This window comes from Priestia flexa NBRC 15715, from assembly GCF_001591565.1.
Taxonomy (GTDB): Bacteria; Bacillota; Bacilli; order Bacillales; family Bacillaceae_H; genus Priestia; species Priestia flexa.
This window is the reverse complement of the sequence record NZ_BCVD01000088.1, coordinates 1-16,764: the sequence shown is the minus strand read 5'-3', so window position 1 is coordinate 16,764 and position 16,764 is coordinate 1. Positions and strand designations below refer to the sequence as shown.

Sequence of the window (16,764 nt, the reverse complement as noted above, 5' to 3'; positions counted from 1 at the left end):
TGTCTCAGTCTCTTTTTCACTTTTTCGCTTCATGCACTTTTAACTTCTTGCCTTTGATGCTTTTATTTTTTAATCCCTTCAATACAGATGGACCTTTACCGTTTAGAATCTCAACGTACGAATGATTATCTTGGATGGTAATAATCCCAATATCTTGAGCGGACATACCAGGCAATTTAGCAATAGTTCCCACAAAATCAACCGCACGAATTTTCTTTTTCTTACCGCCATTAAAATATAACTTCATAATATCTTGGTTAACTTTTTCACGCTTCTCTTCTCTTAGAACTACCGGTGCTTCCATTTTCTCTTGAAAAGCCGTTTTGTTAGCTTTTACTTCTTCAACAGATGGTGGGTTACTTAACTGAATATCAGCTTGGCTGTATTCACGAATTTCTTCTAAGAACTTTTGCTCATAAGACGTCATAAACGTAATGGCTTTTCCTGACTTACCAGCACGTCCTGTTCTACCCGTACGATGCACGTATTTTTCTTTTTCAAGTGGGAAATCAAAGTTAATGACAAGCGTAATATCTTCGACGTCAATTCCTCTAGCAGCAACGTCAGTGGCTACTAGATAGCGAAACTCACCGCGCTTAAAGTCATCCATTACTTCAAATCGATCTTCTTGAACCATCGCTCCGTGCAGTAAATCAGCAGAATAATCACGTTCGTCTAAGTACTGAAAAACTTCTTTTACTCGTTCTTGTGTTCGACAAAAGATGATGCAGCTATCTGGGTTTTCAGCAACCGTGACATCTGATAACAAGGAAAGCTTACTCCCTTCTTCCACTTCCATCACGTGATGTGTAATAAGCTGCGGTGCTTTTCCTACTGTTTCGATTTGGATACGCTCAGGATTAATCATATATTTCTTAGCTAAACCTTCAATATCAGCTGGAAACGTTGCAGAGAAAAGCATCGTAGTTCGACTAGTCGGAAGCTTATCTAGAATCGCTGATACTTGATCAATAAAACCCATATTTAACATTTCGTCTGCTTCGTCTAATACAACATATTTTAAACATTCAACAGATAACGTGCCTTTTTCAATATGATCTAAGACGCGGCCAGGTGTCCCCACTACGATATGCGTTTTTTGTTTTAGCATAGTCTTTTGCTTCATAAAAGACTGTCGGCCGTAGATGGCCACGCTATTAACACGCTTATAGCGACCGATACTCTTCATTTCATCACTAACCTGTGCCGCTAATTCACGGGTAGGCGTCAGCACAAGTACTTGTGGCTTGTTTTCAAGCCAATCTACTTTTTCACATAGTGGAATGGCAAAGGAAGCTGTTTTTCCGCTTCCTGTTTGTGAGGTTACAATTACGTCTTTATCTTCTAATACTTTGGGAATAACACGCGCTTGAACTGGTGTTGGTTGGTTATATTCTAAGGCATCTATGGCCTTTATGATTGGATCACTAATTGCGTAATCAGTAAATGTTGAACTGGACATATGGTTCCTCGCTTTTTTATTATTTAACGTTCCTTGTTACATATAGAATTCACTTTATAAGCTTTTATTAGTATAAACGATTTATGAGAGAGAACAAACAATAAAAAAGCTTCGGCTACTTATGGCCGAAGCTTTTTCATATTCTTATTTACTTGTTCCTAACTCTTCAACCTTCACATTTTCAAACGTAGCTGTACCACCAGAAGAAAATAGCGAAATGCCTTGGTCTTCAGCTAAGGGAAATACTAAATTGGTATGCACCACTTTCCCACCGTCTATAAACACTTCTACGCTTGTTTTATCAACGAGAACCGTAAGACGTGCATTTTTGTTATTACCACCAAAAGGCGCTTGGCTTTCTTGAAACTTTTTCTCTTCGTCTGGATTTTCTACAAACGCTCGATTTACGTAGGAATAGTTTTCAGAAATAGCTAATCCCACATCAATATGTCGAGACTTGTCCTCTGATTCACGTAAACGCAAACCAATATTTTCGCTGTCTTCCCAAGACACATCAGCTTCTATTCGGTACGTTTCTCCCTTCATATCCAGTGTGTTAGATTCATCTATTAATGTTATATCATTATATTTTTTCTCCGATTTTACAAGCTGTTTTAAATCAGCCACAGGCTGAGAGGCTAATGCGTAACCGTACTGTTCATCTTCTTGTAGCGTAATTTCTCGAACAATTGAATCCGTTCCATTAAATCCGTCTGCTTCCATGGTAGGAGTGTTGTCTGCATATGACCATTTGTTCATCCAAGCAAGTCCGTAACGCTTGTTTAACTTGTCGTCAGCCTGGCCATCTTCAAATGTAACGCCACCATACCAATCAAAACCGTAATCTAGCCACTGAGGCTCTTCATGCTCTTTTTCAAAGTTCTCTCCATTAAAGTCACCGATCCAATAAGCATAGTTGTTTGGTTTATCGACTGCTTCACCATTTGCACTCATACCAAGCACCCACTTAACAGTGCCATTAGGGGCTCTCATTTGGAATAAATCTGGACACTCTAATACGCCATAATCCTCCGTTTGAAAGTCACCAGTGAACTTCCATTCTTTCAGATTCCCTGATTCATAAAATCCAATTTTAGAACCTTCTGCAAGCAGCATCACCCATTTATCACGTTCATCGTCCCATATAATTTTGGGATCGCGAAAATCTTCTATGCCAGGATTGGATAATACAGGTTCATCGCCAGCACTTTGAAACGTTTTTCCTTCATCTGTGCTATACCATAAATACTGCTCTTGCTTCCCTCCGTCTTCTGAAGGTTGCGTTACAACTGCGATAAATGCATTCTCTCCAAATCCAGCTGTATTGTTACGATCAACAACAACAGAACCTGACCATGGATCTCCATTTTTATTCGTGTACTTTGGAATTGCTACTCCTTCATCTTTCCAATGAACAAGGTCTTCCGAAGTTGCATGGCGCCATTCAGTTCCATTACCATCGGGATAATCCTTATTGTAAAGGTAATAGTAGTGATACTGTCCATTATAGAAAATCGGCTTTTGTGGATCATTTTTCCATTTATCAGGTGCCGTAAAATGGTAAGACGAGCGATAAGATGTTGATTCCACAGGTTTTTTTTCGCTCTTATCTTCTTTATTCATTTGATTCATCCATACATAAATGCTAGCGCCTATTATGATTGCTAAAATGATAACTAGCATAGTCCACCTTCTCTGTATTGAATTCAACCTGCCCATACTATCACCACGCTTCATTAAAAGTATTATGTCACCCAATGGTTTTACCCAATAAATAAAAAGAAAATGCCACTATCATGACATTTTCTTTTTCATTTCATATCAAAGATTATTTTTTCTTTTCATCATACGTGATTTGACCTTGTTCTAAAGTACCATTTTGGACAACTGAAGATTTGTTGCCTTTCATATCAAGTAAGAATGAAGGTGCAAACGTTGATTTCTTATCTTCAAAGAATCCGCGGTTTGTCATATAGCTTGTTACAACAAATTTGTCAGAGTCTTTTTGTGGAATCACGTAGTGTGCGTATGTCCATGTTACATCATTTGGATCTAAATCTTGATGCAATACAATACCTGTGTCATTCATTGGTTTATATGGACCTGTTAAAGAATTTGACACATAGCCAAGCATGTAAATATCTTTATCATCGACACCATCAGTCGTCATTTTAGAACCACGTGTGCTTGTAAATAAATAGAACTTGCCATCTTTTTTGAAGATATTGGGACGTTCAATTTCATCTGTTACTGTATTTGATACAATTAGTGGCTTCATTTCATTTTTCAACGTGTAGTCATCGTTAATTTCAACGATACCAATCGCACCGTTTGCAAGCTCTGCTTCATCTTTCTTGTCACTATTGTCAAGGTTCTTAAACTCATCGCGGAAGAACTTCATACCGTTGCCGTAGTAAGCGCGATTATAAAGAGACTCTTCACCAGAATAACCATATTCAGTACCTGTGTTTGCTTCAAAAACTAAATATTTGCGACCTTTATCTTCAATGTAGTGAGGGTCACGTAGCGTATGGTTGTTCATAAAGTTACGATCTTCGAAAGCTTTGTTTACAGACTCATACGTTTTGCTGTCTCCACCTTCGTAGATTGATTTATGATCTTCAACACCGTCAACTTTCAGCGTGTTTTCTTGTTGTTCAGAAACATTAACCTGTGCTGTTGTAAGAGTTTGTTTACCGAATAATTTTTGGCTTTCATTAAAATCACCACGGTTTGTATAGAATAAGCGAATTTCACCGTCATCTGTGAATAATGCAGATCCTGACCATTCTTCTATTTGTCCTTTTAAGTGCTCGTCGTTTGCTTCGTACTTGTCATTATCGTCAAATACACGACCAGCATTTTTCCAAGCGTCAACGGAATTGTCTCCTGCTTTTTTATAGAACATGTAGATAAATGTATCGTTAGGGTTCTTAGGATCTCCAGCTAAACCAAATACAATGTGATAACCGTTATATTCCGCTACCGTACCGTCAGCATTTTGCAATGGCCACGTATCCCATACGTCCATTTTAATTTTGTTTCCATTTTTATCTGTTTTAACAGCTGATTCTACATTTTTGATTGTTGATTCATCAAAGCCTGGTACCGTATAGCGCTTGTCACCATGTTGGTTTACCATGTTCTTCATTGCTTCACGCGTAATTTGTGAAGTACCGTACGTTTCTTTATAGGATTTTGCTTGTGCTTCATCTACACCTTTACCTTTAGCAGAAGCAGGTGTAAAGCTACCTCCTAATAAAATTGCTGCACTTAGGGATGCTACCGTTGCTTTTGACGCAAAATTACGAAAGTTCATCAAGTTTTCCTCCTAGTAGATAGTTTTTCATGCTTTGGCAAGACACGGACGATACTTCTTTGACTTTAATTAGTTTTGGCTTGATTGATCGTTCGTTCCATACCTGATACATTAAGTATAAAAAACAATGCTTTGGCTGAATACGGCATAAATTGATTGAGTTTTCGTCTTAAATTGATATACATGACAAAAGAATGACAAAAGAAGCCCTTTCTCAAATTGAAAAAGGACTTCAATGATTATGGCTTGCTATCTTCTCGTAAAACTTCATCTAACTGTCTAAGTGTTTCATCTTTTGAAAGCTCTCGATTTAAGTATCTTTTTAGCGTACGACCTGCTTCCCGCTTAGCAGATGATGAATAAGCAAACCAATTGGAATTATAGGTTTCTTTCGTGTGGTAAACATTCAGTACTTCTTTACTAATGGGACCTATATCATTTGTTTTTATATGCTTAAAAGCTGGAGCAAAGCCAAACCGTTCAGTCATAAATTGCTGACCTTCACTTGATGAAACCATCCAATTTAAGAATTTTTTAGCTTCTCGCTTTTTTATTGAAGATGCTTTTTTATTCACAACCCAGTAGTTTGGAACACCTGTTAAGATTTTGCTGTTGGCTTTATCATTTAATGGAACTGGAAAAATACCAAACGACTTATCGAGAGCTTCCTCATCTAATAGCGGCTGTACCCAGCTTCCCTGCAGTATCATCGCTGCTTCTTCATTTGCTAACATCTCCACTTCAGTATAATAATCTGTTTTCGTTGCAGATTGATTTCCATATTGGAGAGTTAAGTCTAAGAATGATAACAAATCTTTTGCGATTACGTTTGTCGTAAAGCTTTCTTTCCCTTTTTTCAGCTGATGATTAAATTTTATTGGATCTTGCTGAATTGCAAAAGCAAGGCTAGTTAAGTGATAACCCAACTTCCACTCTTCGTAATAGCCGTTTGCAAAAGGCGTAACACCGATGTTTTTAAGCTTCTCTGCTGCCACTTTTAACTCTGAATACGTGCGAGGAATAGATTGAATACCAGCTTTTTGAAATAGCTCTCTATTATAAACAATTCCAAAACCTTCAATATCCATCGGCATGCCATATACTTTGTCTTCTACCGTAATTGGCTTTAACGTATCAGGATATGCTTTTTCAACCCAAGGCTGGCTACTCAAGTCTTCTAAATAATTAATCCATTCTTTTGTCGCATCATAGCCGATATTTGTAAAGATATCGGGCCCTTGACCTGCAGCAATTTGGGCAATGATATCAGAGAAATCATCCGATGCTCCACCCACCGTTTCGACATGGATTTTGACATTTGGGTTCTGTCTTTCATACTCCTGTACCATTTGTTCAAACTGCGTTGCAATTTCGACTTTAGGATTACGTATAGTTAAGACGACCTGTTCTGTTTCTTTATTTTCCGTTTCAGTTTGAGCGTTTGAAGAACCACAGCTTGTCAACACACTCAGTAAAAGAGAGACAAAAAACAGGTAGCATATTTTTTCTTTCATTTATTCACCCTTGCCTCTCTTAGCCTATATAGATGATTTTTCACTATCTCTTACATTGGCGTACAAAGCCCGGTATTCAAAAGGAGTTAAACCAACTACCTTCTTAAACAGCTTCGAGAAATACTTTTCATCCTGATAACCAAGCATTAACGAAATAGAATGAATGGTTTCAGCCGTTTCTAATAACCACTGTTTCGCTTGTCTTACTCTTAAATTTGTTACATATTTAGATAGCGTCATACCCGTTTCTTTTTTAAATTTCCTTGATATATGTTCTCTTGTTAAAAAAAACATTTTTGATAGTTTCTGGAGGCTAATATCTTCCATATAATAGTCTTCTACATATGCTACTATTTCTTGCATACGCTTCAGTGCTTCTAGCTCATCCACTTGACGAATTGCTCGATATTGATTGCCCTTTAGTGCTGTCAAAAGACCGTTAAACACCTCTGGAATTTGATTAAAGGAAGAGAATGAATCTTGAACCAAACGAATTGGAATTGAAATATTTTCACTTATCCACCGCTCTACATAAACCCATTGATGTTTTGCCGTTAGGACAATGTACAGATTCTCCTCACCCTGAAATGTAAAAGTTGCTCCCATATTCCGCGCTTGTAATTCATTTGAAAGCTCATTAATACAAGGATCAGGTTGATGTCCTTGATAAAAATATAGCAGTGTAAAATCTATGTCTTCCGCTTCTGGAATTATTGAATGTAAAAATGCTGTATCTGTTCCTTCATTTAAACATAAGGACGTCATTAGTTGACTGTGACGAAGTTTTTTAGCCTCGGCTAGTATTTCTTCGTTTTCTTCTTGTTCTGCCTCTAAAGAGTCTACTACTTTTGTTAACACTTGTTGAAAAGCTTCGGGGTCAATTGGTTTCAGCAAGTAATCAAAGCTATTTAATTGAATAGCTTTGCGCATAAATGTATAATCATCATACCCCGTAACAAGTATGACTTTTCCTGTATACGAATGTTGATTTAACCTTTCAATCAGCTGTAAACCACTCATTTTTGGCATTTTAATATCCGTAAAAATCACACCAGGCTTTTCTTTTTCAATTATCTCCAAAGCCTCTATGCCATTAGTAGCTTCTAACACTTCATTGATTCCTACGCTTTCCCATTCTCCTAGTTGGCGCATCACTTTACGAACATTTTTCTCGTCATCAACAATCAACGCTTTCACTATATTTACCTCCCTTAGCAGTCAAATCAATAGCTGTTTTATTCAAATTGAAATTCTACTTATTAATAGGAATTGTCATCATTACCTCAAAGCCTTTTCCCTCTAGGCTATCAATATGAAACGCTGCTTCATGACCAAAATGTAGCAATAGCCGATCATAAATATTCTTCAACCCTATACCTTTTTGTGTAGCACTACGGTTATAAATGGTTTGACGAAGTGAATTCAGCTCAGCTTCTTGAAGGGTTGGACCATAACTTTTCACTGCTAGCTTAATAACTCCCCTTTCTTTTTCACCAATAATTTCTAAACGTGATTCGTCACTATACTTTTCATAGCTATGCTTAAAATAATTTTCAACTAAAGGTTGTAGGAGCATACTCGGAATAAGCTCATTCTCAACTTCTTTATCTACTGAGAATTGAACATCGACCTCTTCACCAAACCGCTCTTTTTGTAGCACCAAATAAGAATGGATATAGTCTAGCTCTTTATCTACTGTTACTAATTGATCTGCTTGCAATGAGTAACGCATCATCTTTGATAAAGAAATGATCAATCCATAAACCCCTTTTGCTCCAGAATCTAAAGCAACAGCGCCTATTGACTGCAAAGCATTGAATAAGAAATGTGGATTCACTTGAGACTTGAGCGCTCTTAGCTGACTTTTCTTTACTTCAATCTCCAACTTATATTCCCGATCAATATGATTGTTAATACGGTGCAGCATTTCTTGCATATGATTTTCTAAATGGCCAATCTCATCTTTGCGAGAAGTTGTAAGCGTCACATCCATGTTTCCACCTTCAATGGATCGTACTTTATCACTCAAAACTCTTATTGGCTTTGTGACAATGCGTGAGATTAGAAAAACCATAATTACTCCCAGCACTACCACGCCCAATCCCAACACAACGTTTGTATAAGCCGCTTTTTTAGCATCTTGAAACAAGGCATCTTTAGAAATAATCTTCACTACTCGCCAGTTATTCAGTGGTGCCTGTAAGCTTTCAGTGAGTACAAGCTCTGTTGACTCACTCAATGCTGTAAGCTCCTTTTTACTAATCGTTTGTCCCATTTGCTTTGGATCACTGGAATACATTACTTTATAATCTTCGTTAAGTAAGAAAACCGATGTACCATCGTCTCCCTCAAGCTGTTTTACTAATGGAGAGTACGAAGTAATATCAATATCCATTGTTAGAAAGCCAAGAAACTCTTCACTTAAAATGTTTTTAATTTTATGATGCATTGTTACTACCATGGAATCTTCTGTCTTAGGGATAATTGGAACGTTGTCATAATTTTTAGCTTTATGCGGTTCTTCAATCACATAATCTTGCTCTGATTGATAAAGCTGTTTAAATGGAGGGTGCTTGACATAATTACTTTGTGTTTTTGGTGCGCTCAAATTTGATTTATAAACAATCAATGATTCTTTTTCCTTGTGAAAATAAAAGCGGAGCTGCACCAATTCTGGCCTTGTCGCTGAAAATGTTTCAATACTCTTTTCAAAAGATAAAAAATTACTGCTATTTTCTTTTGGCAAGCCCTCATCAAAAACTTGTAGTATATCTGGCATGTTATAAACGGAATACGGCAATGTAATCATTTTTTCAAAGTGTTGCTCAAGATCATTTCCCGCTTCACGTAGCTCTTCACGGCTTTTTTCCAACTCCTTGTTCTCAATGCTACTTTTTGTATTTCCATAAATAATAAACACCGACAGGAAGTATGGTAAGATAATAAATATTACTAGAAGCAGTAATAACCGAACTTGAAAGCTTCTCATTTATTGGCTCCTTTTCTATGTTGTTAAACCACCTGAAAAGCCCTTCCTAAAGCATTTATAGACTATAACAGGGCTTATATTACGTCAATCATACCGAAGTAATACTTACTACCCCTAAAAATATGTAAAATAATGTTTTTTTGGTTTATACTGGTTTTTTTATAAGATTTACTATTTATAATTCATGAATTTTTATACATTTTCTTCTAAAAATATTTTTTTATATAGGTATTTAAACTCAAAAAATGTAATTAGAATATAAATAAAATACCATTTTTATCCTATTTCAAATGACACCGTATACTTTTCTGTTGTCAGCAAAATGAAGCTAATGTAACGGCTTCAATTATTCTCAATCATCACCTTTTATTTTCATACCTCCTTTCCTCCATTAGATAAAAAAGACACTTATACATTTCCAGTTTATACAATCATATTATTAGATAAAAAACGCACAAGAGTGATAAGATATATGTAGAAACACTGTACAAAACCTTGCTTTTCAAAGGAAATCAGACGATCAGACAACTTTTTTAAAAAACTTGCTATATTTCCTTTGACAAAACAACAGGTTTTATATAATAATGAGTATTGAATTAGAATTATTATAATTTATTGAGGAGGAATTTCGATATGTCATTAATCGGAACTGAAGTAAAACCATTCGTAGCACAAGCTTACCAACAAGGTGAATTCCTTGAGGTTACTGAAGAAAACTTTAAAGGTAAATGGAGCGTAGTTTGCTTCTACCCAGCAGATTTCACTTTCGTATGTCCAACTGAATTAGGTGATTTACAAGACCAATACGCAGCATTAAAAGAATTAGGCGTAGAAGTATATTCAGTTTCTACAGATACACACTTCACACACAAAGCATGGCATGACCATTCAGAAACAATTAACAAAATTGAATACATTATGATTGGTGACCCTTCACAAAAAATCTCGCGTAACTTTGAAGTATTAAACGAAGAAGAAGGTCTTGCTGATCGCGGAACATTTATCATCGATCCAGATGGCATTATCCAAACTATTGAAATCAACGCTGGTGGTATCGGCCGCGACGCAAGCACACTTGTTAACAAAATTAAAGCAGCACAATATGTACGTAAAAACCCAGGTGAAGTTTGCCCAGCTAAATGGCAAGAAGGTTCTGAAACACTAACACCAGGACTTGACCTTGTAGGTAAAATCTAAGGAGTTTGATTACATGTTATTAGATGCAAATATCAAAGCACAGCTAGATCAGTATCTTCAATTATTAGAAAGTGACATTGTGCTAAAAGTAAGCGCGGGAGAAGATAAAGTATCCCGCGACATGCTTTCATTAGTAGATGAACTAGCAACAATGTCATCTCGCATTAAAGTTGAAAAAGCTGAATTAGAGCGTACACCGAGCTTTAGCGTAAATCGTATCGGTGAAGATACAGGTGTAACATTTGCCGGCGTCCCTTTAGGACATGAGTTTACTTCATTAGTTCTTGCTTTATTACAAGTAAGTGGACGTGCACCAAAAGTTGATCAAAAAGTGATTGACCAGATTAAGAGCATTAAGGGCGAATACAAATTTGAGTCTTATATCAGCTTAAGCTGCCATAACTGCCCAGATGTTGTACAAGCTCTAAACTTAATGAGTATCTTAAACAATGGTATCTCTCACACAATGATTGACGGTGCGGCTTATAAAGAAGAAGTAGAAAGCAAAGATATTATGGCAGTTCCAACTGTTTACCTTAATGGTGAAGAGTTTGGCAGCGGTCGTATGACAATCGAAGAAATTTTAAATAAACTGGGCAGCGGCCCAGATGCAGCAGAGTTTGCTGATAAAGATCCTTACGATGTACTTGTTGTTGGTGGCGGTCCGGCTGGTGCAAGTGCCGCGATTTATGCAGCGCGTAAAGGTATTCGCACGGGTATTGTAGCCGAGCGCTTTGGTGGACAAGTTATGGATACAATGGGCATCGAAAACTTTATTAGCGTTAAGAAAACAGAAGGTCCTAAACTCGTAGCAAGCTTAGAAGAGCATGTTAAAGATTACGGCATTGACGTAATGAATTTAGTACGCGCTCGTAGCTTAAAGAAAAAAGACCTTGTCGAACTTGAGCTGGATAATGGCGCTGTTTTAAAAAGTAAAACAGTCATCCTTTCAACAGGTGCTCGCTGGCGTAATGTTGGTGTACCTGGAGAAGCAGAATTCAAAAACAAAGGTGTAGCTTACTGCCCACACTGCGATGGTCCTTTATTCGAAGGTAAACGCGTAGCCGTTATTGGCGGTGGAAACTCAGGCGTGGAAGCAGCGATTGACCTTGCAGGTATCGTAAATCACGTAACTGTTTTTGAATATATGCCTGAACTGAAAGCCGATGCTGTATTACAAGAGCGTCTAAACAGCCTTCCAAATGTAACTGTCGTGAAAAATGCTCAAACAAAAGAAATTACCGGAACTGATAAAGTAAACGGTATTACTTACATTGATCGTGAGACAGAGGAAGAAAAACACGTTGAATTAGAAGGTGTATTTGTTCAAATAGGCTTAGTACCAAACACTGATTGGTTAGGCGATGATGTAGAACGTACACGTATGGGAGAAATCGTTGTTGATAAGCATGGTGCGACTAACATCCCTGGCGTATTCGCTGCGGGAGACTGCACAGACAGTGCTTATAAACAAATTATTATCTCCATGGGTTCAGGTGCAACAGCAGCTTTAGGTGCTTTTGATTATCTAATCCGTAACTGATTAAAAGTTAACGATTTATCCAATTGAAAGAACCCTTGTCTTTGGACAAGGGTTCTTTTTTTATAGTTACATTCCAATTTGAGTATTTTCTTTTTTACGCTTAGAACGCCCTCTCCATGCTGGCACTATCACTGCTAAGATCGTTAATACAATCAGTGACATAGCCAATGGACTCGTCAAGAAAATATTCCAGGATCCCCCTGAAATCGTCAACGATTGACGAAGCGAATTTTCCATCATTCCACCTAAAATAAAAGCTAAAATGAATGGTGCTGCCAAACCTTTAATAGATCCCCTCCCAAATATTCAAATGGCTTTTTTATTTATTTAAAGGCTGGAATAGCTGTTTCATCGTACTTTTCTTCTAAGAATTTACGAACTTCTGGGCTTGTCATTGCTTCAGCTAGCTTCTTAATTGCATCTGAATCAGCGTTATCTTTGCGCGCTACTAAGGTAATTGCAAAATCATTGTCTACTCCTTCAGTAAGAAGTGCATCACTTTTTGGTGTTAAACCAAGAGGCGCGGCATAAGCTGGCGTCATGACTACCGCATCCGCATCATCATACATTCTCGATAGCATCAGTAAATCAACTTCTTTAAACTTAAGGTTTTTGGGATTCTCTTTAATGTCCGCCTTCGTATAATACGTATCTTTCTTGTCACCTAACTTGATAACATCATGCTGCGCAAGCAAAGAAAGAGAACGATCAATATTAGAAACGTCATTAGCAATGGCCACAGTCGCACCATCAGGTAATTCTTCTACTGACTTATAGTTCTTTGAATATACGCCATAATTTGCAAAATAAATTGGCTCAACGGCTACTAATTCTGCGTTGTTATTACGATTAAATTCTTCCATATAAGGCACGTGTTGAAAGAAGTTTGCATCTACTTCTCTAGCTGCAAGCGCGCTATTGGGCTGTACGTTATCACTCAAGACTTCTACTTGTAAGTCAATGCCTTCTTCCTTTAGCTTTGGCTTTACAAGGTCTAAAATCTCTGTCATTGGTGGTATTAAAGAGGCTACTTTTAACGTAACTTCTTCTCCATCTTGTCCTTGCTTATCTTTATTTTCATTTGTTTCGTTTGCTTGGCCACAACCACTTAGTGCTACAACAAGCACCAACATAAAAAAGAATAGTTTTTTCATTTTTTTCCTCCATTATTTATCTTTTATCCAACACTCTGGCCACAGTCATTCCAACAAATTGGACGAGCTGCACCAACACAATCATAATAATAATTATGTACATCATTAAATCTGTTTTAAATTGTTGATACCCATACCGAATGGCGAAATCACCAATTCCTCCTCCGCCAACAACTCCCATAATAGTCGAATACGAAATAAAGCTAATAATGGATGTCGTCAGTCCAAGGATTAGACCCGAGCGTGCTTCTACATAAACAAACTTAAACATAATTTCTCGAACAGATGCCCCCATCGAAATCGCTGCTTCGATAACACCTTTAGGCACATCTAACAGCGATTGCTCAACAAGACGTGAGTAGTGCGCAATGGCAATAATCGAGAGTGGAATTGTTGCTGCTGCTGTTCCAATTGCTGTCCCGAGGACAAAACGAGTAAACGGTATGAGGAAGACGACCAGTAATAAAAATGGAAACGAGCGAATTGTATTTACCATTAGGTTTAAGATTGAAAATATGAGTTGATTTTCAATCAATTGCCCCTTCCGACAAAGAAATAAAAAAGTACCAACGGGAAGTCCGATGAGAACTGCAGCTAAAATTGAAACACCAACCATCACAAAGGTTTCACCAATAGATTGCCATATTTCAGTTTCATATTGTGCCAAAACTTCAAGCATTGTCTATTTCCTCTCCCTCTGTTAATTGATCTACAAAATATTGTGCCCGATTCTCTTTCATTTGAACACCTTTTGGCTTTGTCGTTACCGTTTGATAGAGAGATCCATTTTCGAGAACGGTGACGCGATTGCATATGCTTTTAATGACTTCCATCTCATGGCTGACAATCACGATGGTCACACCTAAGTGCTGATTAATATCCTCTAATACTTTTAATAGATCAGCTGTAGTATTAGAATCCAGAGATGAGGTCGGCTCATCACAAAGTAACACTTGCGGCTTGTTTGCCAAGGCTCTTGCAATGGCCACACGCTGCTTTTGGCCACCGCTTAGCTGAGCTGGATACTTATCTTTTAGCTCAGCTAAGCCAACAAAGCTTAAGCATTCTAGCACGCGCTTTTTCTGTTCCTCTTTTGGAGATCTTGTTAGCTCTAATGAAACAGCTACGTTATCGTACACTGTCTTATTAGAAATTAGATTAAAGTGTTGAAAGATCATCCCAATCGACTTTCTCGCTTCTCGAAGCTTCTTCCCACTCATCTTTGTTAAGATTTGAGCATTCACTTCCACTTCTCCCTCATCTGGAATTTCAAGTAGGTTCATAAGACGAAGCAACGTTGATTTCCCCGCTCCACTCGCTCCAATAATTCCATGAATCTCACCGCTATTTATCTCTAAAGATAACTCTTTAATCGCCTGAAACTGTGCAAATCTTTTACTTACACGATTTAATTTAATCATGAAAACCCCCTCCTTTCTTTAGTTGAAGGGTGAGAACATTCCTATGAACAGCTGCACTTAAAATAGAAATTATTCACCGCTGTTTATTTTAACATTATTTTATGCGATTTTATGAGGTTTTACTATATATTCAGCTTGAGCTTACATGCTTTTATTCTTAATCGCCTCGGCAAGTTCATATAAAGCATACTGCTCTTTAATTTTATAGGTTCTACCTTCTTTTTGCAGGTATCCTTTCTCACAGAACTGTGCCAATACGTGCAACAAGTGGCGATACGAAACACCGAGATAGTCACAAACAATGACGTGCTTTTCTCGGTAAACTCCGTTATCAGCCGTCTGTATAATAAAGTCCGCAAGCCTGTTCTCTAGAGGGAAAGCTAAGCTCTGTGAGTATTTAGCTGCCATTAACGTTGCTTTAACACTCAAAAACTTTGTTAATTCTCGAAGAAACTTAGCGTCTTCAAGCAACCTGGTGCGACATTGGGAGAAAAGCAACACCAAACAAACTGTTTTGGTGGCGGCTTGAATTCCTTTTGTATAGTACACATCGTTTAATAATTCCATTTCACCGATATAATCATGCGCATTGATAAAGTTAAGAAGCGATACTTTCCCGTTTTGATGTGTTACGTATATTTTCGCTTTTCCTTCTGTCACATAAAATAAAAAATCTGGTCTCCTTCCTTCGCGGATAATCCACTCATCGCGCTTATACTCTCGTACCTCAAGAAACTCTTCAATTTCAAAAGAAAACTGATTAGCAATTGAATGCCTTTCTAGATACAACCGCTTTTTTTCACCTTTGTAAATTTCCATCTGCCACCTCAAAACTATGAGATATCTCATAGTAATCATATTTATTCTCATGATATCATGCGATTGATAAGGAGGATACGAATGAATACACAACGGTGGATGAGCACACATTTTTTTAGTTTTTTTCTGACATGGGGAATTTTTCTACCCTATTGGTCAGGCTGGATGATTCAAACAAAAGGAATTAGCGTTTCAGAAGCTAGTTTTATTATGAGTATTGGCTTAGTGGCGAGGGGGCTTTCTACACTATTTGCTTTTCCTTATTTATTAGAACGAGTCAGCAATAAAGCGCTTTTAAATATTGCGGGAATTGGCACGTTGATTGGGATTCTTTGTTACATTCCAGCTAATTCGTTTACAAGCTTACTAGTCGTAACCGTCTTTTTGCATATTTTTTACCCAACCTTAATGCCAGCTTTAGATAGCGTCGCTGGTGTTCTTGTACAAAGTAAACAGCTGAAACACTACGGAAAAAGTCGTCAATGGGGATCGATTGGATTTGTGTCTGTAGGTATCCTGTTAACTGTATTTACAGGAATGCTTGGAGATAACATGATCTTTTGGGCGCTACTGCTTGGGATTAGCTGCTTTGTCGCTCTTAGTTTCACAAGTGCTCCGGACATTTTATCGAAGAAACCACAAATAAACCAAGGTAAAAAGGTAAATATCATAGATTTATTTCGCACCAAACATTTCTTAGTTGTACTTATTATTGTGGTGCTGCTTCAAGCCGCCCATGCTACTTATTACAACTATGGCTATATCTTTTTACAAGAAATCGATGCGCCAATCTATCTAATCGGTGTCATTATCAATATTGCCGTTATTGCTGAGATTATTTTCTTTTCGATTGCAGATAAACGCTTTAGCCGGTTTTCACCGGGTACCCTATTAGCATTAGCTGCAGCTGGCTCTTCTCTGCGATGGGTGTTAGTATTTGCTTTTCCAAACATTATTGTCTTTTGTATTGCGCAAACCCTACATGCGTTTTCATTTGCGATGGGGCACTATGCTTTCATGAAATACTTAACAGCAAACATTCCACATACACATATTCCAAAAGCTCAAGGCATGTACTCGGCTTTCGCACTCAGCTGGAGCACGGCTGTATTCACAGTTTTCGGTGGCTTCTTATATGAAATTGAGCCAAGATATGCTTTCATTGGAATGCTTGCGTGTAGCTTACCTGCGATGTTAATTGCACTTATGTACCGGAAGCTAGAAGTGGAAAAGAAGGTTTTATTGTCTGCTTAGATGTTTTGATAATTAAATTTTGATTAAAAGAGTTTGAGTTTTGGACACGAACAATAGATGTTCCCATCTCTTTAGGTTATCTGAACACGTTC

The 16,764-nt window shown here is 37.5% G+C and carries 14 protein-coding genes; 3 read left to right on the top strand and 11 right to left on the bottom strand.

What is annotated here, in order from left to right:
• Positions 1 to 16 precede the first annotated feature (16 nt).
• The 6 genes from BFL01S_RS14155 to BFL01S_RS14130 form a co-directional block, all read right to left on the bottom strand.
• A complete protein-coding gene (locus tag BFL01S_RS14155) occupies positions 17 to 1,462 on the bottom strand; it encodes a DEAD/DEAH box helicase (RefSeq protein ID WP_061786070.1) in 1,446 nt (481 codons plus the stop codon).
• A 144-nt stretch (positions 1,463 to 1,606) separates the two neighbouring features.
• Complete coding sequence (gene levB, locus BFL01S_RS14150; protein ID WP_156474930.1) at positions 1,607 to 3,145, bottom strand: glycoside hydrolase family 32 protein; 1,539 nt, start codon at positions 3,143 to 3,145, stop codon at positions 1,607 to 1,609.
• 145 nt (positions 3,146 to 3,290) lie between these two features.
• A complete protein-coding gene (gene sacB / locus BFL01S_RS14145) occupies positions 3,291 to 4,781 on the bottom strand; it encodes a levansucrase (protein WP_061786069.1) in 1,491 nt (496 codons plus the stop codon).
• A 239-nt stretch (positions 4,782 to 5,020) separates the two neighbouring features.
• Positions 5,021 to 6,295, bottom strand: coding sequence for an ABC transporter substrate-binding protein (locus BFL01S_RS14140; protein WP_061786068.1), 1,275 nt, complete (start codon positions 6,293 to 6,295; stop codon positions 5,021 to 5,023).
• A gap of 24 nt (positions 6,296 to 6,319) precedes the next feature.
• Positions 6,320 to 7,492, bottom strand: coding sequence for a response regulator transcription factor (locus BFL01S_RS14135; RefSeq protein WP_025910432.1), 1,173 nt, complete (start codon positions 7,490 to 7,492; stop codon positions 6,320 to 6,322).
• Between the two features lie 55 nt (positions 7,493 to 7,547).
• Positions 7,548 to 9,284 (bottom strand): cache domain-containing sensor histidine kinase, encoded by a 1,737-nt coding sequence (locus BFL01S_RS14130; RefSeq protein ID WP_061786067.1) that lies wholly within the window; start codon positions 9,282 to 9,284, stop codon positions 7,548 to 7,550.
• Positions 9,285 to 9,917: 633 nt separating this feature from the next.
• Between BFL01S_RS14130 and ahpC the strand changes: the two genes are divergently transcribed.
• The gene (gene ahpC / locus BFL01S_RS14125) at positions 9,918 to 10,481 is read left to right on the top strand and encodes an alkyl hydroperoxide reductase subunit C (RefSeq protein WP_061786066.1); all 564 of its coding nucleotides are present in this window, start codon (positions 9,918 to 9,920) and stop codon (positions 10,479 to 10,481) included.
• A gap of 13 nt (positions 10,482 to 10,494) precedes the next feature.
• A complete protein-coding gene (gene ahpF / locus BFL01S_RS14120; RefSeq protein ID WP_061786065.1) occupies positions 10,495 to 12,024 on the top strand; it encodes an alkyl hydroperoxide reductase subunit F in 1,530 nt (509 codons plus the stop codon).
• A 66-nt stretch (positions 12,025 to 12,090) separates the two neighbouring features.
• On the opposite strand, the gene BFL01S_RS14115 is transcribed toward ahpF, so the two are convergent.
• The 5 genes from BFL01S_RS14115 to yeiL form a co-directional block, all read right to left on the bottom strand.
• Entirely contained in the window at positions 12,091 to 12,303 is a 213-nt protein-coding gene (locus BFL01S_RS14115; RefSeq protein WP_025910437.1) for a hypothetical protein, read from the bottom strand.
• Between the two features lie 44 nt (positions 12,304 to 12,347).
• On the bottom strand, positions 12,348 to 13,178 hold the full coding sequence (locus BFL01S_RS14110) for a MetQ/NlpA family ABC transporter substrate-binding protein (protein WP_061786064.1): 831 nt from the start codon (positions 13,176 to 13,178) through the stop codon (positions 12,348 to 12,350).
• A gap of 16 nt (positions 13,179 to 13,194) precedes the next feature.
• Entirely contained in the window at positions 13,195 to 13,857 is a 663-nt protein-coding gene (locus BFL01S_RS14105; RefSeq protein ID WP_061786063.1) for a methionine ABC transporter permease, read from the bottom strand.
• Positions 13,850 to 14,599, bottom strand: coding sequence for a methionine ABC transporter ATP-binding protein (locus tag BFL01S_RS14100; protein WP_025910440.1), 750 nt, complete (start codon positions 14,597 to 14,599; stop codon positions 13,850 to 13,852). The genes BFL01S_RS14105 and BFL01S_RS14100 overlap by 8 nt, the downstream gene beginning before the upstream one ends.
• Positions 14,600 to 14,740: 141 nt before the next feature.
• Entirely contained in the window at positions 14,741 to 15,418 is a 678-nt protein-coding gene (gene yeiL / locus BFL01S_RS14095; RefSeq protein ID WP_061786062.1) for a transcriptional regulator YeiL, read from the bottom strand.
• Between the two features lie 81 nt (positions 15,419 to 15,499).
• Here yeiL and BFL01S_RS14090 point away from each other — a divergent pair, with 81 nt between their 5' ends.
• On the top strand, positions 15,500 to 16,672 hold the full coding sequence (locus BFL01S_RS14090) for an MFS transporter (RefSeq protein ID WP_061786061.1): 1,173 nt from the start codon (positions 15,500 to 15,502) through the stop codon (positions 16,670 to 16,672).
• The last annotated feature ends 92 nt before the right edge of the window (positions 16,673 to 16,764 follow it).

Coding starts and splice junctions, on each gene's coding strand:
- BFL01S_RS14090 (WP_061786061.1), top strand. CDS start 15,500: ATGAATACACAACGGTGGATGAGCACACATTTTTTTAGTTTTTTTCTG.
- BFL01S_RS14130 (WP_061786067.1), bottom strand. CDS start 9,284: ATGAGAAGCTTTCAAGTTCGGTTATTACTGCTTCTAGTAATATTTATT.
- sacB (WP_061786069.1), bottom strand. CDS start 4,781: ATGAACTTTCGTAATTTTGCGTCAAAAGCAACGGTAGCATCCCTAAGT.
- BFL01S_RS14100 (WP_025910440.1), bottom strand. CDS start 14,599: ATGATTAAATTAAATCGTGTAAGTAAAAGATTTGCACAGTTTCAGGCG.
- BFL01S_RS14155 (WP_061786070.1), bottom strand. CDS start 1,462: ATGTCCAGTTCAACATTTACTGATTACGCAATTAGTGATCCAATCATA.
- ahpC (WP_061786066.1), top strand. CDS start 9,918: ATGTCATTAATCGGAACTGAAGTAAAACCATTCGTAGCACAAGCTTAC.
- yeiL (WP_061786062.1), bottom strand. CDS start 15,418: ATGGAAATTTACAAAGGTGAAAAAAAGCGGTTGTATCTAGAAAGGCAT.
- BFL01S_RS14105 (WP_061786063.1), bottom strand. CDS start 13,857: ATGCTTGAAGTTTTGGCACAATATGAAACTGAAATATGGCAATCTATT.
- levB (WP_156474930.1), bottom strand. CDS start 3,145: ATGCTAGTTATCATTTTAGCAATCATAATAGGCGCTAGCATTTATGTA.
- BFL01S_RS14140 (WP_061786068.1), bottom strand. CDS start 6,295: ATGAAAGAAAAAATATGCTACCTGTTTTTTGTCTCTCTTTTACTGAGT.
- ahpF (WP_061786065.1), top strand. CDS start 10,495: ATGTTATTAGATGCAAATATCAAAGCACAGCTAGATCAGTATCTTCAA.
- BFL01S_RS14110 (WP_061786064.1), bottom strand. CDS start 13,178: ATGAAAAAACTATTCTTTTTTATGTTGGTGCTTGTTGTAGCACTAAGT.